General features: G+C 59.5%; 21 protein-coding genes and 2 pseudogenes. 14 read left to right on the plus strand and 9 right to left on the minus strand.

Translation table 11 applies throughout. The annotated features are described in order from the left end of the window. Positions 1-10 precede the first annotated feature (10 nt). Entirely contained in the window at positions 11-751 is a 741-nt protein-coding gene (locus ACYZT5_RS27195) for a ComF family protein (protein WP_462048185.1), read from the minus strand. Between the two features lie 92 nt (positions 752-843). On the opposite strand from ACYZT5_RS27195, the gene bioB reads away from it, so the two are divergent. From bioB to ACYZT5_RS27245, 10 genes are all read left to right on the plus strand, one after another. Beyond that, positions 844-1,899 (plus strand): biotin synthase BioB, encoded by a 1,056-nt coding sequence (gene bioB / locus ACYZT5_RS27200; protein ID WP_461966722.1) that lies wholly within the window; start codon positions 844-846, stop codon positions 1,897-1,899. Positions 1,900-2,068: 169 nt separating this feature from the next. Further along, complete coding sequence (gene bioF / locus ACYZT5_RS27205; protein WP_462048186.1) at positions 2,069-3,247, plus strand: 8-amino-7-oxononanoate synthase; 1,179 nt, start codon at positions 2,069-2,071, stop codon at positions 3,245-3,247. Next, positions 3,240-3,971 (plus strand): alpha/beta fold hydrolase, encoded by a 732-nt coding sequence (locus ACYZT5_RS27210; protein WP_462048187.1) that lies wholly within the window; start codon positions 3,240-3,242, stop codon positions 3,969-3,971. Before bioF ends, ACYZT5_RS27210 begins: the two co-directional genes overlap by 8 nt. Then, the gene (gene bioC, locus ACYZT5_RS27215) at positions 3,964-4,773 is read left to right on the plus strand and encodes a malonyl-ACP O-methyltransferase BioC (protein WP_462048188.1); all 810 of its coding nucleotides are present in this window, start codon (positions 3,964-3,966) and stop codon (positions 4,771-4,773) included. The genes ACYZT5_RS27210 and bioC overlap by 8 nt, the downstream gene beginning before the upstream one ends. Next, positions 4,773-5,453 carry a dethiobiotin synthase gene (gene bioD, locus ACYZT5_RS27220; protein WP_462048189.1) on the plus strand — a complete coding sequence of 227 codons (681 nt, stop codon included), beginning with the start codon at positions 4,773-4,775 and terminating at the stop codon, positions 5,451-5,453. Before bioC ends, bioD begins: the two co-directional genes overlap by 1 nt. A gap of 122 nt (positions 5,454-5,575) precedes the next feature. Continuing rightward, positions 5,576-5,872 (plus strand): pyrroloquinoline quinone biosynthesis protein PqqE, encoded by a 297-nt coding sequence (locus ACYZT5_RS27225; RefSeq protein ID WP_462048190.1) that lies wholly within the window; start codon positions 5,576-5,578, stop codon positions 5,870-5,872. Between the two features lie 277 nt (positions 5,873-6,149). Continuing rightward, entirely contained in the window at positions 6,150-7,955 is a 1,806-nt protein-coding gene (locus ACYZT5_RS27230; protein WP_462048191.1) for a phenylacyl-CoA dehydrogenase, read from the plus strand. Between the two features lie 198 nt (positions 7,956-8,153). Continuing rightward, on the plus strand, positions 8,154-9,443 hold the full coding sequence (locus tag ACYZT5_RS27235; RefSeq protein WP_462048192.1) for a GGDEF domain-containing protein: 1,290 nt from the start codon (positions 8,154-8,156) through the stop codon (positions 9,441-9,443). A 90-nt stretch (positions 9,444-9,533) separates the two neighbouring features. Beyond that, positions 9,534-11,330 carry an acyl-CoA dehydrogenase C-terminal domain-containing protein gene (locus ACYZT5_RS27240; protein ID WP_462048193.1) on the plus strand — a complete coding sequence of 599 codons (1,797 nt, stop codon included), beginning with the start codon at positions 9,534-9,536 and terminating at the stop codon, positions 11,328-11,330. Between the two features lie 187 nt (positions 11,331-11,517). Further along, entirely contained in the window at positions 11,518-13,296 is a 1,779-nt protein-coding gene (locus tag ACYZT5_RS27245; RefSeq protein WP_462048194.1) for an acyl-CoA dehydrogenase C-terminal domain-containing protein, read from the plus strand. A 227-nt stretch (positions 13,297-13,523) separates the two neighbouring features. Here the strand turns inward: ACYZT5_RS27245 and ACYZT5_RS27250 are convergent. Further along, a pseudogene (locus ACYZT5_RS27250) lies at positions 13,524-13,999 on the minus strand (LysR family transcriptional regulator substrate-binding protein); the annotation flags it as partial. On the opposite strand from ACYZT5_RS27250, the pseudogene ACYZT5_RS27255 reads away from it, so the two are divergent. The 4 genes and pseudogenes from ACYZT5_RS27255 to ACYZT5_RS27270 form a co-directional block, all read left to right on the plus strand. Further along, positions 14,000-14,402, plus strand: a pseudogene (locus ACYZT5_RS27255) (aminotransferase class III-fold pyridoxal phosphate-dependent enzyme); the annotation flags it as partial. A 251-nt stretch (positions 14,403-14,653) separates the two neighbouring features. Beyond that, positions 14,654-15,010: a type II toxin-antitoxin system RelE/ParE family toxin gene (locus tag ACYZT5_RS27260; RefSeq protein ID WP_462052319.1), complete on the plus strand. Its 357-nt coding sequence runs from the start codon at positions 14,654-14,656 to the stop codon at positions 15,008-15,010. After that, the gene (locus ACYZT5_RS27265; protein ID WP_462048195.1) at positions 15,003-15,323 is read left to right on the plus strand and encodes a helix-turn-helix domain-containing protein; all 321 of its coding nucleotides are present in this window, start codon (positions 15,003-15,005) and stop codon (positions 15,321-15,323) included. The genes ACYZT5_RS27260 and ACYZT5_RS27265 overlap by 8 nt, the downstream gene beginning before the upstream one ends. Before the next feature lie 84 nt (positions 15,324-15,407). Continuing rightward, entirely contained in the window at positions 15,408-15,566 is a 159-nt protein-coding gene (locus tag ACYZT5_RS27270) for a YqaE/Pmp3 family membrane protein (RefSeq protein WP_007904205.1), read from the plus strand. Between the two features lie 107 nt (positions 15,567-15,673). Here the strand turns inward: ACYZT5_RS27270 and ACYZT5_RS27275 are convergent, their stop codons facing one another. The 7 genes from ACYZT5_RS27275 to pqqF form a co-directional block, all read right to left on the minus strand. Beyond that, a complete protein-coding gene (locus ACYZT5_RS27275) occupies positions 15,674-17,500 on the minus strand; it encodes a S9 family peptidase (RefSeq protein ID WP_462048196.1) in 1,827 nt (608 codons plus the stop codon). Further along, positions 17,466-18,608, minus strand: coding sequence for a pyrroloquinoline quinone biosynthesis protein PqqE (gene pqqE, locus ACYZT5_RS27280; protein ID WP_462052320.1), 1,143 nt, complete (start codon positions 18,606-18,608; stop codon positions 17,466-17,468). The genes ACYZT5_RS27275 and pqqE overlap by 35 nt, the downstream gene beginning before the upstream one ends. A 4-nt stretch (positions 18,609-18,612) precedes the next feature. Continuing rightward, positions 18,613-18,888: a pyrroloquinoline quinone biosynthesis peptide chaperone PqqD gene (gene pqqD, locus ACYZT5_RS27285; RefSeq protein ID WP_462048197.1), complete on the minus strand. Its 276-nt coding sequence runs from the start codon at positions 18,886-18,888 to the stop codon at positions 18,613-18,615. Continuing rightward, positions 18,885-19,637, minus strand: a complete 753-nt coding sequence (gene pqqC, locus ACYZT5_RS27290) for a pyrroloquinoline-quinone synthase PqqC (RefSeq protein ID WP_462048198.1) — start codon at positions 19,635-19,637, stop codon at positions 18,885-18,887. The genes pqqD and pqqC overlap by 4 nt, the downstream gene beginning before the upstream one ends. Positions 19,638-19,669: 32 nt before the next feature. Further along, positions 19,670-20,581: a pyrroloquinoline quinone biosynthesis protein PqqB gene (pqqB, locus tag ACYZT5_RS27295; RefSeq protein WP_462048199.1), complete on the minus strand. Its 912-nt coding sequence runs from the start codon at positions 20,579-20,581 to the stop codon at positions 19,670-19,672. 75 nt (positions 20,582-20,656) lie between these two features. Continuing rightward, positions 20,657-20,731 (minus strand): pyrroloquinoline quinone precursor peptide PqqA, encoded by a 75-nt coding sequence (pqqA, locus tag ACYZT5_RS27300; RefSeq protein WP_009045898.1) that lies wholly within the window; start codon positions 20,729-20,731, stop codon positions 20,657-20,659. Between the two features lie 155 nt (positions 20,732-20,886). After that, entirely contained in the window at positions 20,887-23,316 is a 2,430-nt protein-coding gene (gene pqqF / locus ACYZT5_RS27305) for a pyrroloquinoline quinone biosynthesis protein PqqF (protein WP_462048200.1), read from the minus strand. Positions 23,317-23,323: the final 7 nt, after the last annotated feature.

Raw genomic sequence — 23,323 nt, forward strand, 5'->3', positions numbered from 1 at the left:
GGGAGTCAAGTCAGGGCGCATCGCCGGGTTTGGGTGTGCGGGCCAGGCAATAGACGTCCACCCGCGCGGCGCCGGCGTCCATCAACAGCCGAGCGAGGGCCTGGGCTGTAGCGCCGGTGGTGAGCACGTCGTCGACCACTGCCAAATGTCGACCCTTGATGGACATATCGGGCGCAAGAGTGAAGGCATTGCGCAGGTTTTTTTTGCGGGCGTCGGCATTCAGCTCCTGTTGCGCGCGGGTGTCCTGAATCCTCAACAGCAGCGTTTCATCACAAGGAATGTCGAGGCTGGCGCTGAGCCAGCGGGCCAGCATCGCGGCCTGATTGAAACCCCGTTCACGCAGGCGCCTGGCGGCCAGCGGCACCGGGACCAGAGCGTCGGGCCGCTCTAGATCCTCATCGAAGCGATTTTGCAGGAATTGCGCGAGAAGTTCGGCGAGCAGGCGACCAAACGGCCACTTCGCAGAATGTTTGAAGCGCATGATCAACGTGTCCACCGGAAAGCTGTAAGTCCATGGCGCGGCAACCCGCTCGAAGGCGGGCGGTTGTTTCAGGCATTGGCCGCAGGTCAGGCCAGCGGCGGGCAACGGCAGAGCGCAGGTTTGGCATTGATCGCCAAGCCAGGGCAGCTCCATTTCACAGGCCATGCAGATCGGCGTACTTTCATCGGCCGCTTCTGCGCAGAGCAAGCAAAATTGTTTATTTTTTAACCAGATGTAAACCGGTCCATCGTATCGTGGTTGACAGCGCATGAGTCTTCCTTAAATATGCCAAACATCCGTGTCGCGTCTGTGGGTATTCCATTCCCCAGCCGCTTGCCAAGCATAAAACAAAGGAAACGCCCATGAGCGCCAGCACCACTGCAACCCTGCGTCATGACTGGTCTTTGGCCGAAGTCAAAGCACTCTTCGTTCAGCCATTCAACGACCTGTTGTTCCAGGCGCAGACGGTGCACCGCGCACATTTCGACGCTAATCGGGTCCAGGTGTCGACGCTGCTGTCGATCAAAACCGGCGCCTGCCCGGAAGATTGCAAATATTGCCCGCAGTCCGGTCACTACAACACCGGCCTGGAAAAAGAAAAGCTGATGGAAGTGCAGAAGGTCCTCGAAGAGGCCGCTCGCGCCAAGGCCATCGGTTCGACCCGTTTCTGCATGGGCGCGGCGTGGAAGCACCCGTCGGCCAAAGACATGCCGTACGTGCTGGAAATGGTCAAAGGCGTGAAAGCCATGGGCCTGGAAACCTGCATGACGCTGGGTCGTCTCGATCAGGACCAGACCGTCGCCCTGGCTCAGGCGGGTCTCGACTACTACAACCACAACCTCGATACGTCGCCTGAGTTCTACGGCAGCATCATCACCACCCGTACTTACAGCGAGCGCCTGCAAACCCTGGCCTACGTGCGTGACTCGGGAATGAAGATCTGCTCCGGCGGGATCCTTGGCATGGGCGAGTCGCTTGATGACCGCGCCAATCTGCTGATCCAGTTGGCCAACCTGCCAGAGCATCCTGAGTCGGTGCCGATCAACATGCTGGTGAAAGTCGCCGGTACGCCGCTGGAAAACGCCGACGATATCGACCCGTTCGACTTCATCCGCATGCTCGCTGTCGCCCGCATCCTGATGCCGCAATCCCACGTGCGCCTGTCCGCCGGCCGCGAAGCGATGAACGAGCAGATGCAGGCCCTGGCGTTCTTCGCCGGTGCCAACTCGATTTTCTACGGCGATAAATTGCTGACCACCGCCAACCCGCAGGCCGACAAGGACATGCAACTGTTCTCTCGCCTGGGCATCCTGCCGGAAGCGCGCGAAGAGCACGCTGACGAAGTCCATCAGGCCGCGATCGAACAAGCGCTGGTTGAGCAGAAGAGCAGCGAGCAGTTCTATAACGCTGCTGTTTGAAGCCTCCACCGATCCTTCTGAAGGAATGCAAAACATTGTGGGAGCGAGCCTGCTCGCGAAAGCGATTTGATATTCAACATAGATGTTGAATTTTGTGGCCTCTTCCCGAGCAGGCTCGCTCCCACAGGTTCTGCAACATCGTTTTTGAATTCTGACCCGTGAGGCCTGCATGTCTTTCGATCTCGCCGCACGCCTTGCTGCCCGTCGTGCCGAAAATCTTTATCGCCATCGCCCATTGCTCGAAAGCCCTCAAGGCCCGGAAGTGGTGGTCGATGGTCAGCCGTTGCTGGCGTTCTGTAACAACGACTACCTGGGCTTGGCCAATCACCCGCAAGTAATCGAAGCCTGGCGCGCCGGGGCAACCCGTTGGGGCGTCGGCGGCGGGGCGTCGCACTTGGTCATCGGCCACAGCAGCCCGCATCACGCGCTGGAAGAGGCCTTGGCCGATTTCACCGGTCGCCCGCGCGCGCTGTTGTTCACCACCGGTTACATGGCCAACCTCGGCGCAGTCACTGCGTTGGTGGGGCAGGGCGATACAGTGCTGGAAGACCGGCTCAATCACGCGTCACTGCTGGATGCGGGGCTGTTGTCCGGTGCGCGCTTCAATCGCTATCTGCACAACGACGCGGCGAGTCTGGCCAAGCGTCTCGAGAAGGCGACCGGCAACACCCTGGTCGTCACCGATGGCGTGTTCAGCATGGACGGCGACATCGCCGACCTGCCGGCGCTGGCTCGGGAGGCAAAAGCCAAAGGTGCATGGTTGATGGTCGATGACGCTCACGGGTTTGGTCCGCTGGGTGCCAATGGCGGCGGGATCGTCGAGCATTTCGGCCTGAGTCAGGAAGACGTGCCGGTATTGGTCGGCACCCTCGGCAAGGCGTTCGGTACGGCCGGGGCGTTTGTGGCTGGCAGCGAGGAACTGATCGAGAGCCTGATCCAGTTCGCCCGTCCCTACATTTACACCACCAGCCAGCCACCGGCGCTGGCCTGCGCGACGCTGAAAAGCCTTGAGCTGCTGCGTAGCGAACACTGGCGACGTGAACATTTGAAAACGCTGATCCGCCAATTCCGCCACGGTGCCGAGCAGATCGGCCTGGAGTTGATGGACAGCTTCACGCCGATCCAGCCGATCATGATCGGCGATGCCGGGCGTGCGGTTCGACTGTCGCAGATGTTGCGCGAGCGCGGTCTGATGGTGACGGCGATCCGTCCACCGACCGTGCCCGCCGGCAGCGCCCGTCTGCGTGTGACCCTGACCGCCGCGCACAGCGAGGCTCAGGTGCAGCTATTGTTAAATGGACTGGCCGATTGTTTTCAACAACTGGGACCGGAGCCAAGCCATGCGTAATCGTTTGATTCTGCTGCCTGGCTGGGGCCTCGGAATTTCGCCGCTGGAACCTTTGGCCGCCGCGTTACAGGGGCTGGATGAACACCTGCAGGTCGAGATCGAACCGTTGCCAGAGTTGGTGTCGAGCACGCTTGAAGAATGGCTCGATGAACTCGATTCGACGGTGCCACAGGATGTCTGGCTCGGTGGCTGGTCCCTGGGCGGCATGCTCGCTTGCGAGTTGGCGGCCCGGCGCGGCGATCGTTGCTGCGGCTTGCTGACCCTGGCGAGCAATCCTTCTTTTGTCGCCCATGAGCAATGGCCGACCGCGATGCCCGGTGAGACCTTCGATGCGTTTCTGGCGGGTTGCAACACCGATCCGCGCATGACGTTGAAACGCTTTTCGCTGCTCTGTGCCCAGGGCGCTGAAGATCCACGCGGGTTGTCGCGGCTGTTGCTCGGTGGCGCGCCACACACGTCGCCTGATGTGCTGATGAGCGGCCTGGAGTTGCTCGCACAATTGGATACTCGCGAGGCATTGCAAGCATTCCGCGGTCCGCAATTACATTTGTTCGCCGGCCTCGACGGACTGGTTCCGGCCGAAGCGGCAGGGCACCTGCTGACGTTGTTGCCGGATGTCGAAATCGGTCTGATTGAACAGGCCAGCCACGCGTTTCTGCTGGAAGACCCCCACGGTGTGGCGGGGGCGATTCAGGCCTTTTTGCATGAGTTTGGTGATGACTGATTTATCCCTTCCCAACCTGCCCGGCGGCTTGCCCGACAAACGCCAGGTGGCGGCATCCTTTTCCCGCGCGGCGGCGAGCTATGACAGCGTGGCCGAATTGCAGCGTGATGTCGGCAGCCAATTAATGAGCCGTTTGCCGGAAGACTTTGTGCCGGGTCGTTGGCTGGACCTGGGCTGCGGCACCGGGCATTTCAGCCGTGCATTGGGCGAGCGATTTCCTGCCAGCAACGGACTGGCATTGGACATCGCCGAGGGCATGCTCAATCACGCCCGGCCATTGGGCGGTGCAACGCATTTCATTGCAGGCGATGCCGAGCGGTTGCCGTTGCAGGATTCAACCTGCGATTTGATCTTCTCCAGCCTGGCAGTGCAGTGGTGTGCAGACTTCGCCTCAGTGCTCAGTGAGGCGCATCGGGTGCTGAAACCGGGCGGAATTTTCGCGTTTGCTAGTCTGTGCGTGGGCACGTTGTTTGAGCTGCGTGACAGCTGGCGTCAGGTGGACGGCATGGTGCACGTCAACCGCTTCCGCGAGTTCGGGGTTTATCAGCAGCTGTGCGCGGCCAGCGGTTTGAGCGTCGCGAGCCTGGAAAACCGGCCGCACGTGTTGCATTACCCGGATGTGCGCAGCCTGACCCATGAACTCAAGGCACTGGGCGCGCACAACCTGAACCCCGGTCGGCCAGGCGGTTTGACTGGCAGGGCGCGGATCCTCGGCTTGATCGAGGCCTATGAGCAATTTCGTCAGGCCGAAGGTCTGCCGGCGACTTATCAAGTGGTGTACGCGGTTTTGGAGAAACCCTAATGAGCGCAGCGTATTTCATCACCGGTACGGACACCGATATCGGCAAGACCACGGTTGCCGCAGGCTTGCTGCATGCCGCGCGGTCGGCGGGATTGAGTACGGCGGCGGGCAAGCCGGTCGCCTCTGGTTGCGATGTGACGCCCAAGGGCTTGCGCAACGCCGATGCATTGGCGTTGCTGGCGGAGTGCTCGGTGCCTTTGACTTATGCACAGGTCAACCCTGTGGCTTTCGAACCCGCCATCGCTCCGCATCTGGCGGCACGGGAGGCCGGTGTGGTGTTGACGGTGCAATCATTGTTGGCGCCCATGCAGGAGATCCTCGATATGCAGGCGGATTTCACCTTGATCGAAGGTGCTGGAGGCTGGCGGGTGCCTTTGGCGGATCAGGACAATCTGTCGGACCTGGCGATGGCCCTGGATCTGCCGGTGATCCTGGTGGTGGGCGTGCGCCTGGGTTGCATCAACCATGCGCTGTTGACGGCCGAGGCAATTGCTCAGGACGGTTTGCAGTTGGCGGGGTGGGTGGCCAATATCATCGACGCGAAGACTTCGCGTCTGGAAGAAAACCTTGCGACCCTCGCTGAGCGAATCCCGGCACCGTGCCTGGGGCGGGTGCCGAAACTCAAGTTGGTGACCGCCGAGGCGGTGGCCGAGCATCTTCAACTGGATTTGCTGGACTGAAGTTTTTTGGCTGGGGTTTTAACTATGACAAGGCACTGTGCCATTATTGTTTTTGTCGGGCCTTTTAGTGGTGGGTCTGGTTCAATGGCCGCTGTTGATCCTTTGCAAGGACGAGTTCTCCCATGGAAATCTCAGGAAGCACCGCTTTTTATGCCGGTCTGAGCACTATTCAGACAGGGCAGAACCGTGTCGATCAAGCCTCTGGCCAGATCGCCAACACTACGATCGAGCGTTCGGTGACCAGCCAGTCTTCAGAGGCTCAGGTTGATCGTCTGCGTTCGGTAGATCGCAGTCAGCAGTCTGACCTGGCCAGTAACATGGTCGAGATGTCTCAGGGCAAATTTCAGGTTGAGCTGGGTGTCAAAGTCGCCAAGGCATCCGACGAAGTGCTCGGTACGCTGATTGATACCTTCGCCTGATCCCTCGCTGAAACCACACCTTCAACGCCGCGACCCTTCGCCGCGTTTTCGTGCGTAAGTTCTTCTCCCTCAACTACTCTTTCGTACACGGCGCGTTGCTCGGTCATCGGTGTTATGTCGCCGTGTGTCTGGCATTTGCGTGGTGTGATGACGAATGGCAAAAGATCGGCGCTTGACAAGATTTGGTCGTAAACGTATGTTTCAAACAACTGTTTGACCGTCACAACAAATCAACACGGTCGTTCATTCCCGGTTACATCAGCAGAGGTTTATCGCTATGCCTGACTACAAGGCCCCCTTGCGTGATATTCGCTTCGTTCGTGACGAACTGCTCGGCTACGAAGCGCACTATCAGAGCCTTCCGGCTTGCTCGGACGCAACTCCGGACATGGTTGACGCCATTCTCGAAGAAGGCGCCAAGTTTTGTGAGCAGGTGCTGGCTCCGCTGAACCGCGTGGGTGACACCGAAGGCTGTACCTGGAGCGAGTCCGGCGTTAAAACCCCGACTGGCTTCAAAGAAGCCTACAAGCAATTCGTAGAAGGCGGCTGGCCAAGCCTGGCCCACGACGTAGAACATGGCGGCCAAGGCCTGCCGGAGTCTCTGGGTCTGGCTGTCAGCGAAATGGTTGGCGAAGCCAACTGGTCGTGGGGCATGTACCCAGGCCTGTCCCATGGCGCGATGAACACCATTTCCGAGCACGGCACGCCTGAGCAGCAAGAGGCTTACCTGACCAAACTGGTCTCCGGCGAATGGACCGGCACCATGTGCCTGACCGAACCGCACTGTGGCACCGACCTGGGCATGCTGCGCACCAAGGCTGAACCTCAGGCCGACGGTTCCTACAAAGTATCCGGCACCAAGATCTTCATCTCGGCCGGCGAACACGACATGGCCGACAACATCGTCCACATCGTGCTGGCACGCCTGCCGGATGCACCGGCTGGCACCAAAGGCATTTCGCTGTTCATCGTTCCCAAGTTCATGCCGAACGCAGACGGTTCGATCGGCGCTCGTAACGCTGTGACCTGTGGTTCCCTGGAACACAAGATGGGCATCCACGGTAACGCCACCTGCGTAATGAACTTCGACGCGGCCACCGGTTTCCTCATCGGCCCGGCGAACAAAGGCCTGAACTGCATGTTCACCTTCATGAACACCGCACGTCTGGGTACTGCACTGCAAGGTCTGGCTCATGCCGAGATCGGATTCCAGGGCGGCCTGAAATACGCTCGCGATCGTCTGCAAATGCGCTCGCTGACCGGCCCGAAAGCGCCAGAAAAAGCCGCTGACCCGATCATCGTGCACCCCGACGTACGTCGCATGCTGTTGACCATGAAGGCCTTCGCCGAAGGCAACCGTGCGATGGTTTACTTCACCGCCAAGCAAGTCGACATCGTCAAGTACGGCGTGGACGAAGAAGAGAAGAAGAAAGCCGACGCATTGCTGGCGTTCATGACGCCAATCGCCAAAGCCTTCATGACTGAAGTCGGCTTCGAGTCTGCCAACCACGGCGTACAAATCTATGGCGGCCACGGCTTCATCGCCGAGTGGGGCATGGAGCAGAACGTTCGCGACAGCCGCATTTCGATGTTGTACGAAGGTACCACCGGTATCCAGGCACTCGACCTGCTGGGCCGTAAAGTGCTGATGACTCAAGGCGAGGCTCTGAAAGGCTTCACCAAAATCGTCCACAAGTTCTGCCAGACCAACGAAGGCAACGAAGCGGTCAAAGAGTTCGTCGAGCCATTGGCTGCGCTGAACAAAGAGTGGGGCGAGCTGACCATGAAGGTCGGTATGGCTGCCATGAAAGACCGCGAAGAAGTCGGCGCGGCGTCGGTGGACTACCTGATGTACTCCGGTTACGCCTGCCTGGCTTACTTCTGGGCTGACATGGCGCGTCTGGCTGCCGAGAAACTGGCTGCCGGTACCACCGAAGAGGCGTTCTACACCGCCAAGCTGCAGACTGCGCGCTTCTACTTCCAGCGCATCCTGCCGCGTACTCGCACTCATGTTGTCACCATGCTGTCGGGCGCCAACAACCTGATGGACATGAAAGAAGAAGACTTCGCGCTGGGTTACTAAGTCCCACGCTGTCACTTCATAAAGCCGCTGCTTCCTCGGGAGCAGCGGCTTTTTTGTGCGCGATATCAACGCGTAAATATTCCTGACTAAAACGCTAAGCAGAACGCCTTTGCTGCCGTTAAAGAGGATGGCGATGTGACATGCCGCTCGAAGAGCAGGCACAATGCCATCTTTGTTTGCCGGGTCGGAGCTTTACCCTTGCCGCGTTCTTCCGCTGTACGTTTCAGCCATTTCCTGCCGTCATTAGTGCTTTTGCTGGCGGGGCTTGCGGCTGCGTACGTGAAGGATCTGAACGTCTTTTTCACCTCGCTGTTCAACGTACTGCCAACGCTGGTGTTGTTGCTCGGCGGTGCTTACTGCGCGGTTTACCGACGTCAGCGTGAGCTGTTTCTGATGGTCACGGTGTACATCGCCTACTTCCTGCTCGACACCCAGACTGATTACTACCGCGACAATGGCAAAGTCCGTGAAGACGCCGCGGTGGTCTTCCATCTGTGCTGCCTGTTGCTGCCGCTGCTCTTTGGCTTGTTCGCCGCTTGGCAGGAGCGCACCCACCTGTTCCAGGACATGGTGGCGCGCTTCGCGGTATTGATGGCCTTCGGTAGCGTAGCGTTGGGGCTGGAACAAAGTTACCCACAGGCGCTGTTGATGTGGCTGTCGGAGATCCGCTGGCCAGCCTTGCATGGCGCCTGGATGAGCTTGATCCAGTTGTCTTATCCAGTGTTCATCGCCTCGTTTGTATTACTGGCCTGGCAATACTGGCGCAATCCGAGACCTTTGCATGCTGCCCAATGGGTGGGCTTGCTCGGGTTGTTCTGGATGTTGCCGAAAACGTTCATCCTGCCGTTCACCCTGAACATCATGTGCAGTCAGGTGATGTTGATGATTGCCGCAGCGGTCGCCCATGAGGCCTATCAAATGGCCTTCCGCGATGAGCTTACCGGTCTGCCGGGCCGCCGCGCCTTGAACGAGCGGATGCAGCGGTTGGGGCGCAATTACGTACTGGCGATGAGCGACGTCGATCACTTCAAGAAATTCAACGACACTCACGGCCACGATGTCGGCGACCAGGTACTGCGACTTGTCGCCAGCAAGTTGTCGAAAATCAGCGGAGGCGGTAGGGCATATCGCTACGGCGGTGAGGAATTCGCCCTGGTGTTCGCGGGCAAGACCCTCGAAGAGTGCATGCCGCACCTGGAAGTCATCCGCGAGTCCATCGCCACCTACAACATTCAACTGCGCAATCAGGACAGCCGCCCCCAGGACGACCAGCAAGGTCGCCAGCGCCGGGCGGGTTCGAGCGCCTCAAGTGTGTCGGTCACCGTCAGTATTGGTGTCGCCGAACGACTGGAGCAGCGTACCCCCGAAAAAGTGCTCAAGTCCGCTGACGAGGCGCTCTACAGCGCCAAGGGAGCGGGGCGGAACTGTGTGGTGGCGTTCGGTCAGAACCGTCGTGGCGCGGTGCGCATGGACGCCGCCAATGAATGAGTGATGATGACGCATTCAGCGTCTGGACTGTGATTGTGAGGGCGGGTGCGCGGCAGTAGGTTTGGGGAATCTGCTGCCGGAGAAATGACCATGCCTGAGTACAAAGCTCCCCTGCGCGACATGCGCTTTTTGATCGACCACGTCTTCGATTTTCACAGTAACTACGCCGCGCTGGGAGCCACCGATGCCAGCCCGGACATGATCAATGCGATCCTCGAAGAAGGTGCAAAATTCTGTGAGAACGTTCTCGCACCGCTGAACCGCAGCGGCGACGAAGAAGGCTGCCATTTCGACAATGGCGTGGTCACGACGCCTACAGGCTTCAAGCAGGCATTCGCACAATACGTTGAAGGCGGCTGGCATGGCCTGGCGGCTGATCCGGTTTACGGTGGCCAGGGTTTGCCGAGTTCACTGGGGCTGGTCATCAGCGAAATGGTTGGCTCCAGCAACACCTCCTGGGGCATGTACCCCGGCCTGACCCACGGCGCGATGTCGGCAATCCACGCCCATGGCACTGAAGAGCAAAAACAGACGTACCTGAGCAAACTCACCGCCGGCCAATGGACCGGCACCATGTGCCTGACCGAAGCCCATTGCGGCACCGACCTGGGCATCATCAAAACCCGCGCGGTGCCCGCGGCCGATGGCAGTTACGCGATCTCCGGCAGCAAGATCTTCATCTCCGCCGGCGAGCACGACATGAGCGACAACATTATTCACCTGGTGCTGGCGAAACTGCCGGACGCTCCAGCCGGCACCAAGGGCATTTCGTTGTTTATCGTTCCTAAATTCCTACCCAATGACGAGGGTGAGGCAGGAGAGCGCAACGGCGTTTCATGCGGCTCGATCGAGCACAAAATGGGCATCAAGGCTTCAGCCACCTGCGTCCTGAACTTTGATGGTGCCAAGGGCTTCTTGATCGGTGAGCCGAACAAGGGCCTGAACTGCATGTTCACCATGATGAACCATGCGCGGCTGGGCACCGGCATGCAGGGTTTGTGTCTGGGGGAGGCGAGCTTTCAGGGCGCGATCAAGTACGCCAACGACCGTCTGCAGATGCGCTCGCTGACCGGCCCGAAAGCGCCGGAAAAAGCCGCCGATCCGATCATTGTTCATCCTGATGTGCGCAGGATGTTGCTGACCATGAAGGCCTTCAACGAAGGCAATCGGGCGCTGACTTACTTCACCGCGCAGTTGCTGGACGTGGCGCATCTGAGCCCGGATGAAACGGCGCGTCAGGAGGCCGAAGACCTGCTGGCGTTCCTCACGCCGATCTGCAAAGCCTTCATGACCGATACCGGACTGGAAGTGACCAACCATGGCATGCAGGTGTTTGGTGGTCACGGATTCATCCGCGAGTGGGGCATGGAGCAATTGGTTCGTGATTGTCGGATCGCACCGATCTATGAAGGCACCAACGGCATTCAGGCGCTGGACTTACTTGGAAGAAAAGTCCTCGGCAGCCAAGGGAAACTGCTGCGCGGCTTCACCAAAATCGTCCACACGTTCTGTGCGGCAAACGCCGGGCATCCGCAACTCGCCAGCTACGTGGCGCAGCTCAACGACCTGAATCAGCAGTGGGGAGAGGTGACCACCAAGGTCGGCATGGCCGCGATGAAAAATCCGGATGAAGTCGGCGCAGCTTCGGTGGATTACCTGATGTACAGCGGTTACATCATCCTTGGCTATCTGTGGCTGCGCATGGCGCTGGTCGCTCAGGCACAGCTCGATTCGGGCAGTGGCGATGCCGATTACTGCCAGGCAAAACTGGCAACCAGCGAGTTTTACTTCAAACGTTTGCTGCCACGCACGGCTGCTCATCGTGCGGCTATCGAGGCGGGCAGCGATTGCTTGATGAAGCTGCCTGCGGAGTTGTTCGCGCTGTAGCTTTTCAAACCGCCGTAAAAGAGCCCGCCTAGTTGCGGGCTTCTTTAATGGTCGGATTTCCAGTGACTAAAAATAACAAAACGGTCATGTGCTGACCCTATGTGTCGTAAAAGTTGTTGGGTTACACTCGAACCCAACGAAAGCTTCACTCCTACGAATCACCTGTTTAGATCCTGCGAGGTTTGCCATGGCTGACTACAAAGCGCCCCTGCGCGATATGCGCTTCGTCCTCAATGAAGTGTTCGAGGTCGCCAAACTCTGGGCCGAACTGCCTGCGTTGGCCGAGACTGTCGATACTGAAACGGTCGAAGCCATTCTCGAAGAAGCCGGCAAGGTCACCAGCAAAAGCATCGCGCCCCTGAGCCGTGCTGCTGATGAAGAAGGTTGCCATTGGGCGGACGGTGCCGTCACCACGCCGACCGGTTTCCCACAGGCTTACCAGACTTACGCTGAAGGCGGGTGGGTCGGTGTCGGTGGCGATCCGACCTACGGCGGCATGGGCATGCCCAAGGCTGTTTCGGCGCAGGTCGAAGAAATGGTCAACTCCGCCAGCCTGTCGTTTGGTCTGTATCCGATGCTGACCGCGGGCGCCTGCCTGTCGATCAACGCCCACGCCAGCGAAGCACTGAAAGCCGCGTACCTGCCGAATATGTACGCCGGTGTCTGGGCCGGTTCCATGTGCCTGACCGAGCCGCACGCCGGTACAGACTTGGGGATCATCCGGACCAAGGCCGAACCTCAGGCCGACGGTTCCTACAAAGTCAGCGGCACCAAGATCTTCATCACCGGCGGTGAACACGACCTGACCGAGAACATCATCCATCTGGTGCTGGCCAAGCTGCCGGACGCACCCGCAGGCCCAAAAGGCATTTCGCTGTTCCTGGTGCCCAAGTTCATGGTCAATGCCGACGGCAGCCTGGGCGCGCGTAATCCTGCGAACTGCGGTTCGATCGAACACAAGATGGGCATCCAGGCGTCCGCGACCTGCGTGATGAACTTCGACGAGGCCGTGGGTTACCTGGTCGGCGAGCCAAACAAAGGTTTGGCCGCGATGTTCACCATGATGAACTACGAGCGTCTGGGGGTGGGTATCCAGGGCCTCGCCACCGGCGAACGCTCGTACCAGAACGCCATCGAATACGCCCGCGATCGCCTGCAAAGCCGTTCGCCGACCGGCGCACAGAACAAGGACAAGGCCGCTGACCCGATCATCGTCCACCCGGACGTGCGGCGCATGTTGCTGACCATGAAAGCCTCGAACGAAGGCGGTCGTGCCTTCTCGACCTACGTGGCCATGCAACTGGACACCGCCAAGTTCAGCGAAGACGCCACGACCCGCAAACGCGCGGAAGAGTTGGTCGCGTTGCTGACGCCGGTGGCCAAGGCGTTCCTGACTGACCTCGGCCTGGAAACCACGGTGCACGGCCAGCAGATTTTCGGTGGTCACGGTTACATCCGTGAGTGGGGCCAGGAGCAATTGGTGCGCGATGTGCGCATCACCCAGATCTACGAAGGCACCAACGGCATTCAGGCGCTGGACCTGGTCGGACGCAAGATCGTCGGCACCGGCGGGGCGTTCTACAACCTGTTCGCGGACGAGATCCGTCATTTCACCGCGACCGCCAGCGCTGACCTGGTGGAATTCACCAAGCCGCTGAATGATGCGGTGACCACCCTCGACGAACTGACCGCCTGGTTGCTGGACCGGGCGAAAAACAACCCGAACGAAATCGGCGCTGCCTCGGTCGAATATCTGCAAGCATTCGGTTATGTGGCTTACGCGTACATGTGGGCGCTGATGGCCAAGGCTGCTTTTGGCAAAGAAGCGCAGGACGATTTCTACGCGAGCAAGCTGGGCACGGCGCGGTTCTATTTCGCACGCTTGCTGCCGCGTATTCACTCATTGAGCGCGTCGGTGAAGGCCGGCAGCGAGTCGTTGTTCCTGCTGGACGCAGGGCAGTTCTGACAAGGTAACGTCTTGTAAGCATTTTCTTACACGACGTGCTGCTGTTCTCCCATAGGCGAAGATTGGATCCACAGCTAATCTACTTCACATGGACGTCGCGCAGGAAGCGCAAAGCAACAACACGGACACGTAGGATTCTGCCAGGACGGCGGAGTGAAATGGATGTCAGGGAAACAGTCTGCAAAGCCCCGCTTCGGCGGGGTTTTCTTTTTCCTGCGGAAAAGTGCTCAGCTCATTTCATCTAGCGTTGCCGGGCTGCTAAAACGCCTCTCCGAGCCATTCATCACTTCTTCCAGCAGCGCACGCAACAAGGCCAGCGAGGCCTGTTGTCGCTGCACATCCCGACACACCAATCCGACTTTCAGCGGCACCCTCGGCTCGCTCAGTGGTTTCCACAATAGTTCCTTGTTGCCGTGTGCCCATCGCGAGCGTCCCGGCAGCACCGTCGCCAGTCGCGTGTGCGGCAAACTGTCGAGTATCCCCGGCATGTTGTTCAGTTCTGCCTGTACCTGCGGACGTCGTCCCAGATTGGCCAGTTGCGCCTGCCAGATCTGCCGTACTTGAAACTCTTCACCCAGTAGCAACATTGGCAATTCGGCGGCCTGACTCATCGAGACTTTCTGAATTCCCGCAACGGGTGATCCGCCTGGATGACCAGGGTCAGCTCGTCTTCGTACAGCATCACGCCGTGCAACCCCGGCTCGGCGAAGTGACGGGTACGCATCATGGCAATGCGCTGATGACGGCTGCGGGGCTTGCCATGCTCGCCAGCGTGCAGGACAAGGGGTTTCTCGATCATGTAGGGGAAACCGGTCAGCACCTGCGCGAAGGTCTGCAGCGTTTATCCCACCGCTATGGTCACGGCGAGTTGCGCGGGCAAGGACTGTTCTGGGGTCTTACCTTGTCCGACGATCGGCTGACGCCCTCGTCAAAGCGGCGTTGTGCGAAGGCTGCTGCTCAGCGCTCCGCAGCCCGATTGCCTGCGCTTTACCCCGGCCCTGACCGTCAGCAAAGCCAATATCGACGAAATGCTCCTGCGCCTGACCCGCGCCTTCTCCCGCGTGCGCACTGCGCAACTGCAGTGCCGCAAAGGAATTGCCGTCTGATCAGACCCGCCCTACACGAATTCCCGAACCGTCTCGCGGTATAACGCATCGCCCCATGCCTGATTCTTTTGGCGTGGGGCGTTTTTTTGTCTCTGCGTTTTGCTAAATGCATTTCAGTGCTTGAGCCGTAGCGGGATCAATGGCTTTTTAAAAGGACCGGCAAGGAATGCCGGTGCCAGCGAAACAACATTGTTGTGGAACTGGCTTTGAGTTCTATACCACTGAGTGGTATGTTTCTAGAAGGGATGCCGATGCCGCCAAGGTTATTCAAGACAAAGCGTTTTGCGATGCAGGCTGGAAAGGCCTGGGGCGGTGATGATGAGCTTCGGGAGGCATTCACCGAGATGCTCAATGGCCAGGCGGACAATCTCGGCGGCGGGGTCTGGAAGAAGCGCTTGAATGCCAATCGCCATCGATCGATTGTTCTGGCAAGGGGTGGGCATTACTGGATTTATCAGTTGCTGTTTGCAAAGAAGGATCGGAGCAATATCAATTTTGCGGAGCTGACAGAATTGCGCGGTTTAGCCAAGGTCTATGGCGCATTGACCGAGATGCAAGTCCAGCACTTGCTGGACACTAAGGAGTTTGTGGAGATACCCCATGAGTAAAAAATTCAAAAGTGAAGTATTTGAATCGATACACGAGTCGGCCAGTGCCATGTTTGCCATCGGTGCAATCAGCAAGGCAACCATGCGCGAATTCGATGAGTCGTGTCTTGCAACGGTTCCAGATGCGATCCCCGCTGAGCAGATCAAAGCGCTGCGCGAGCGCAACAATGTCAGCCAACCGGTGTTCGCGCGTTACCTGAACACCAGCGCTTCGACGGTTAAAAAATGGGAAGCGGGAGACAAGCACCCCAGCGGCATGGCGCTGAAGTTGCTGAGCATCGTTCAGAAACACGGTCTTGAGATACTGGCCTGAAGAACCGCACTGAACCCTGACGGACGGTACAGGTCGATTAGCTGTAGGGCTCACACGAGCCAACTTCAATCAGGAGCTGACCCCATGGACTTTATTCGCATCATCATCGCCATTCTGTTGCCGCCACTGGGTGTGTTTCTGCAAGTCGGTTTCGCCGGCGCGTTCTGGCTGAATATTCTGCTGACGTTGTGCGGTTACATCCCCGGGATCGTGCATGCGGTGTACATCATCGCCAAGCGCTGAGTTTCGCGGCGTCAGATAGATCGCTTTCGCGGGCAAGCCTTGCTCCTACAGGTACGGTGTTTATCCCTGTAGGAGCAAGGCTTGCCCGCGAATGGAACGCTGCGATCTCAGTCCGCCAGCGCCATCACCCGGCAATAAAACAACCACTCCTGCTCCAGCGCATGAGCCTGATTGCCAGCCTTTCGAAAACCGTGACGCTCGTCAGCGTAGTAATGCGCTTCAACCAGAATGCAGTTGTCCTGCAACGCCGTGACCATGTCGCGGGTCTGTTGCGCAACCACCACAGCGTCCAGCTCACCCTGAAAGAAAATCACCGGCACACTGATGTTGTCCGCATGCAGCAGCGGTGTTCGTGCAGCGTAGCGTTCGGCATCCTGCACCGGGTCGCCGATCAGCCAATCCAGATAATCGCCTTCGAACTTGTGGGTCGTCCGGCCCAGTGCCGCCGGATCACTAACGCCATACAGGCTGGCGCCGGCGCGGAAGACTGTGTGAAAGGCCAGCGCACACAGTGTGGTGTAGCCGCCGGCACTGCCGCCGCGAATAAATGCCTTGTTGCCGTCGATCAGTCCTCGTTCGGCAAGATGAGCGACAACTGCGCAGGCATCCTCCACATCCACTTCGCCCCAGCTCAAGTGCAGCGCTTGTCGATAAGCCCGGCCATAGCCACTGCTGCCGCGGTAGTTGAGGTCGGCCACAGCGAAGCCGCGTTGCGACCAATACTGGATGCGCGGATCGAGCATGGGGTAGCAGGCCGAAGTCGGGCCACCGTGGATAAACACCACCAGAGGTGGATTTTCCTCACCGGTCATCGCGGGATAGAAAAAGCCGTGTGCCTCGCCTGAGCCGCTCGGGTAGCGCAGGGTTTGCGGGACGCTGATCTGCTCGGCGGGCAACGGTGCAATTCCGCCAGCCAATGTTTTGACCTGCCGGGTTTGGCGGTCGATGGCAATGACTGCCGACGAACTGACTGGCGAAGCAGCGATGCAGTAAATGAACCGCTCATCCAGTGCGAGATGGCGGAACCGGCTGTAATCGCCAGTGAAGTCTTCGCAGGAGTCACCGCAAAGCCCCAATTTGCCAAACCCGTCTTCGGTCCAGCTCGCCAGATAGCGGCCTTCGCTCAGCGGCAACCAGGTGCTGCCACCCAGCTGCCAGGGCGCTGGCCCATGATCGGCTGCGGCACTCGGCAGCGGGCGAAGGCCGTCTGCCGATTCCACCCAAGGCTGCCAGTAGCCGCCGCGATCAGTCAGGCAAAACAGGCGGCTACTTGCATCGAACCTCGGTTGTTGCAGCGATTCCTGAGCGTCTTCGCCCGCCATGCAACGCGGTAGAGCAAAACGGCCATCGTTCTGGCGTTTGGCAACCATCAGGCGAGTCGCGGTCCATGGTTGATCCGGACGACTCCACTCGATCCACGCCAGTCGTTGTGCGTCGGGACTCAACGTCGGCGCGGCATAGAAGTCGGCGCCTTCGGCCAGCAGATGACGTACGCCATCAGCCACATCAATAGCCACCAGACGATGCCGATCGCGGTTTTCTTCAACCGCCAATACCTGCCCATCAGCGAACTGAAGATCGCCGTATCGGCATTCGCCTAAGCTCAGCAACTCAGGCGTCTCGCCTGCCAGCGACTGCCGATACAGCTGTTGGTCCGCCTCGTTGACGAACACGATCCCGTCATCGGTCAGACAAAACGCTCCACCGCCATATTCGTACACGCGACTGCGTGCACTGAAGCCCGCTGGCGTCAGGCAATGCGCCTGGCCGTCACGCCAATGCCAGATCCGGCAGGCGGCATCCTCGGGTCGGTACTCGTTCCAGAACAAGCCATTTTGGCTGACTTGCAACTCGGCGAAGTCGATGCCGGCCGCGACAGCCCTGGCAGCGCTGAAGGGTTCAACTTTTAGCGATGAGTCGTGAATTTCGTTCATTGCGAAAGGCCAGTTGTTCGATGGACTGGGTCGCGTGCTCGGCTTCTTCGCGAGCCTTGAGGATCACGCCGTGATGTTCCGACTTGCTGCACACCGGGTCGGCATTGCTCGCGTCGCCCGTGAGCATGAACGCCTGGCAGCGACAGCCGCCGAAGTCTTTTTCTTTCTCGTCGCAGGAGCGGCACGGCTCGGGCATCCAGTCGTAACCGCGGAAGCGGTTGAAGCCGAACGAGTCGTACCAGATGTGCTGCATGCTGTGGTCGCGCACGTTGGGAAACTGCACCGGCATCTGTCGGGCACCGTGACAGGGCAGGGCGGTTCCGTCCGGCGTGACGGTAAGAAAGATGCTGCCCCAGCCGTTCATGCAGGCTTTCGGGCGCTCTTCGTAATAGTCAGGGGTGACGAAAATCAGTTTGCACGGATGCCCTTCGGCTGCAAGTTTTTCGCGGTATTCGTTGGTGATGCGTTCGGCGCGGACCAGTTGTTCCTTGGTCGGTAACAGACCGACCCGATTGAGCTGCGCCCAACCGTAAAACTGGCAAGTGGCGAGTTCCACAAAGTCCGCCTCAAGGGCGATGCACAACTCAATGATCCGGTCGATCTTGTCGATGTTGTGCCGATGGGTCACGAAATTCAGCACCATCGGATAACCGTGGGCTTTCACCGCGCGAGCCATTTCCAGCTTCTGGGCGAAGGCCTTTTTCGAGCCGGCCAGCAAGTTGTTCACTTGCTCGTCGCTGGCCTGGAAGCTGATCTGAATGTGGTCCAGGCCGGCCTTCTTGAAGTCGCTGATTTTCTGCTCGGTCAGGCCGATGCCTGAGGTGATCAGATTGGTGTAGAAACCCAGCTTGCGCGCCTCGGCGATCAGTTCGGCGAGGTCCTGGCGCACCAGCGGTTCGCCGCCGGAAAAGCCCAACTGGGCTGCGCCCATCTCCCGCGCTTCGCGGAAGACCTTGAACCACTGCTCGGTGCTCAGTTCTTTACCTTGCTCGGCGAAGTCCAGCGGATTGGAGCAGTAAGGGCATTGCAGCGGGCAGCGATACGTCAGCTCGGCCAGTAGCCACAGCGGCAGGCCGATTTCGGGTTTTGGCGGCAACTTGACTGACAGGGCGTCAGGCAAGTTCGATCCAGTGCTGAGCACGGGCGACCTCCATGAATTGCTCGATGTCGTCACCGAGCTCGGGCACACCGGGGAACTGCGCGTCCAGTTCGGCGATGATCGCCGCGACATCACGCTCGCCGTCGATCAAGCCGCCGATCAGCGCAGCGCTCTCGTTGAGTTTGATCATGCCTTCCGGGTAGAGCAGCACGTGGCCTTTCTGCGCCGGTTCGTACTGGTAGCGGTAGCCCTGACGCCAGGACGGGGTCTTGCTGCGATCGAAACTCATAAGGTGATTCCTTTATGCCAAACCCGTTGCTCGGTCACGCTGTGGTACGGCGGGCGATTCAATTCGTAGGCCATGCTCATGGCATCGAGCATGCTCCAAAGAATGTCGAGTTTGAACTGGAGAATTTCCAGCATGCGCTCTTGGCCGACCCGCGTCGTGTAGTGCTGCAAAGTGATCGCCAGGCCATGTTCCACATCGCGGCGAGCCTGACCCAGACGCGTGCGGAAATACTCGTAACCGGCCGGATCGATCCACGGGTAATGCTGAGGCCAGCTGTCCAGGCGCGACTGGTGGATCTGCGGTGCGAACAGTTCGGTGAGTGAGCTGCTGGCGGCTTCTTGCCAACTGGCCCGGCGGGCGAAGTTGACGTAGGCGTCCACGGCAAAACGCACGCCGGGCAATACCAATTCCTGAGAGCGCAGCTGATCCGGGTCGAGGCCGACGGCCTGACCCAGGCGCAGCCAGGCTTCGATGCCGCCGTCTTCGCCGGGGGCACCGTCATGGTCGAGCAAGCGCTGAATCCACTCACGACGAATTTCGCGGTCCGGGCAGTTGGCGAGGATCGCTGCGTCCTTGAGTGGAATGTTCACCTGATAATAAAAACGGTTGGCAACCCAGCCCTGGATCTGTTCGCGCGTTGCCCGGCCTTCATACATCGCCACGTGATACGGGTGATGGATGTGGTAGTAGGCGCCCTTGGCTCGCAGGGCCGCTTCGAATTCGGCGGGGGTCATTGCTGTGTCAGTCATTTCGGTTCTCCGGGAACTGTGCGAACAAATCCCTACAGCACAATACTCATGCCGTCGTAGGCCACTTCAACGTTGCGCCGAGCCAGTTCTGCACGCTCAGGCGAATCCTCATCAAGAATCGGGTTGGTGTTGTTGATGTGGATAAGCACTTTGCGCTGCTTGGGCAGTTGTTCCAGCACTTCCAGCATGCCGCCGGGGCCGTTCTGCGCCAGGTGGCCCATTTCCCGACCGGTGCGAGTGCCGACGCCACGACGCTGCATTTCGTCGTCATCCCACATCGTGCCGTCCACCAGCAGGCAATCGCTGCCGGCCATGATCTCCAGCAGCGGTGCGTCGACCTTGCCCAGGCCCGGTGCGTAGAACAGTTTGCCACCGGTGTTGAGGTCTTCGACGATCAGGCCGATGTTGTCGCCCGGGTGTGGGTCGAAGCGGTGCGGCGAGTACGGCGGCGCGGCGCTGCGCAGCGGCAAGGGGGTGAAGCGCAGGCTCGAACAGGCCGGGATGGTGAAGCTGCGGTCGAGTTCGATGCGGTTCCAGGTCAGCCCGCCGTTCCAGTGGGTCAGCATGGTGAACAGCGGGAAACCGGTGCTCAGGTCTTCATGGACCATGTCGGTGCACCAGACCTGGTGCGGGCAACCTTCGCGCAGGCTGAGCAGACCGGTGGTGTGGTCGATCTGGCTGTCCATCAGGATGATCGCGTTGATGCCGGTATCGCGCAGGGCGCGGCCCGGTTGCATCGGGGCGAAGCTCTGGAGCTGGGCGCGGATGTCCGGCGATGCGTTGCACAACACCCAATTCACGCCGTTATCGGAAATTGCGATGGACGACTGGGTCCGCGCCTTGGCGTTCAGGCTGCCATCGCGAAAACCGGCGCAGTTCACGCAGTTGCAGTTCCACTGGGGGAAACCACCGCCGGCGGCGGAACCTAGAATCTGGACAAACATGGCCGCTCCATCATTCGAAAACTGAAAATAAAAACGCCTCGGCGAGCCGAGGCGTTGCACTGCACTGCAAAAAGATTAGCGGCTTGCGAAGTACATGGTGACTTCAAAGCCGATACGCAGGTCGGTGTAAGCAGGTTTGGACCAGGACATAGAAGCGCTCCTTCAGGTGATGGGACAGTTGAGATCTATACATATAGTCCACCTCCAGCCGGAGATGTTCAGATAGTTAGGTGGCTATGTTACTCAAAATTACCGGGTGATTGGCCGGGAATCTTTGAGAAAGCTAATTGCAGCGCCGGTAATGATCATTTTGCCGCTTGCCAAGGCGATCCAGGGCAAGGTCCGCTGGCCAGGCAGCGCCAACCGCCTTCTGCCTGATTCAGGCGATGTGCTGCGTCCCGTAACATTTCACGGTCGATCATCAGAATTGCCTGAGGCAGAAGCACCAGATAATCCGACGAGCGGCCAGCCAGTTTGCTTTGCCAGAGCAGTTCGGCAGCCTGCGCATCGGGTAGCGCCGCGTGATCGAATTGATCGGCCAGTGCCTGGCGCTGGTCGATGAAGGTCACGTCATCGATGTCGTCGATCATCCCGGCCAAATCGCTCAGGAAATGTTCGATGTGTTCCAGCAGATCCAGAGGGGCGACGCTGGGCGATTGCACGCCGAATAGCAACCCGGTCTGCCCATGGACCTGCCGCAGGGCGCTGAACACCGCATAACCGAGCTGCAGTTCGACCCGCAGACGCTGGTAAAACGGCGTCTGGCAGAGGTGAGCCAGCAAGCGCCAGGCGGCTTCGTCAGCGAGGTCCGCGGTTGCGGTCGGGCAGAAGAGCAGCAACGCGTGGTCGCTGGACCCGGTATCGACAGCGCTCCAGAGGCGCTGCGCGCTTATCGGGGAGGGCTGCGTCAGTTGATTGTCCGCAGTGCCCGGCACTCGACTCAAGGCAAGTCCCATCGCCGCTTGTGTCTGGGCAGACAGGCCGGTCGCCAGACCATCCCAGCGCGCGCTCGACCAAAGCTGCGTCAAGTTGTCCGAGTCGGCGGTGCGCACAAGGCAATGATCGGGCAGCGCTTTAAGCAGCTGTCGAATCGGCATCAACGCAACGCTCGTCGGCTCTTGTGAGAAACCGTCATCAGGTTTTGTCAGTTCTTTCAGCGCATGTTCGAGGACGGTCGGCATCGGCTCCTGTAGCCCGGTCATTTTCAGTAGCCATTCATTGCCTGATGCGCTGAAGGAAAAATCCACGCCTGCCTGACGAGCGTCTTCACGCAATGACTGAAGGTGGTTTTCCAGACTCGCCTGAAGGTGGCTACGCGGTGCCGAGTCAAGACGCCAGCGCAGGTAAACGGCACCTTCGGCACTGTTATCCGGCAACGCCTGACTGAACTGCATGGGCGAACGTTCGCGACGGCCTCGTGAACGATCCTGGGCAAAGGTCCGCAGGCCTCGATGTTTGCTGGTCTGGCCGCGGATCAGTCCGGCACTCGGGGCCGGAGCCTCGGCGCGCAAAAACGGATTGGGTGTTGGCAGTTGCCATTGGCCGGTGAAGTTATCCACAGCGCCGATTTGTTTCAGTATTTCCTTGAGGGCTGCAACGCCCGATTCAGATAACCCTGTTTCACGCTGTTCGCTGTCCATTCGGGCCAGTTGCAGGGCGCCGCTGACGTGCCGCTGGCGTTGCAGCAGGGCGGCGTATTCTTCGCGTAACCCGGTCCAGGGTTGCTGCGAGGCAAAGAATCCAAGCCAATCCAGTAGCCGCTCGCGGATTCCGGTGGGAGTCGACTTGGCAGGCACCGTGAATTCGATGTGCAACAAAGCCTGACCGGCGAATTGATACAGCGGCGCGGCTCTCAGGCTGTCAGCCAGCCCGCGTTCGCGCAATTGCGCCAGCAGACCACCGGGTTTCGTGGCGTTCAACCAATGGCACAGGAACGCCAGCGCTTCGGGCGATGAATCGGGCAACGCTTCGAAGGCAAACAGCAGATCCAGTCGACGCACTCCAGTCTGTTGATAACCAGTGTCCGAAGTTTCCATCAGCGGCGCCGGGGGGTGTTGCGGGACTGTTTTGCCCTCGGTAATGGCGGCAGCGAATGCGTGGGTCATCACCTTCAACTCATCGAGGCTCTGCGGCCCGGTCAGGCTCAAGGTCATCTGCCCGGTCTGATAAAACTGTTGGTAGAAATCCTGCAAGGCTTGTTGGAACTCAGGTTGCGGGACCGGCAGGCTGTAGCGGTTTCCGGCATGAAACGCCCGAAGCGGGTGAGCGGCCGAAAGCCCGTCGAACAATGCGAACTGCTGCTGAGCCGTGGCATCCCGAGACCATGCGACAAATTCTGCATGCAGCACTTCTCGTTCCCGCCGCTGATCGTCCGGAGTCATACGCGGATGAGCGAGCATGTCCGACAGGCGCTCCAGTCCCCCGATAAACGCCTGAGGCGGTAACTCGAAAAAGTAGTCCGTGGTGCGTTCGCTGGTCTTGGCATTCACCTGACCGCCATGACCCTGGACGTAGGCCATCAGCCCAAGGCCAGCGGGAAAGCGCTCCGTACCGAGAAACAGCAGGTGTTCGAGAAAGTGCGCCAGCCCGGGCCATGCCAGCGGCACGTCATGGCTGCCAGCAGCGACTCGCAACGCAGCAGCACTGCGCTTCAAATCGGGCACATGACGCAACGTCACCCGCAGACCGTTGGCCAGGGTTTCGGTGTGGGGGCGAGGGTGATTCAGCGCAGGCATGAGCACT

It is taken from the genome of Pseudomonas sp. LB3P14, assembly GCF_054898045.1.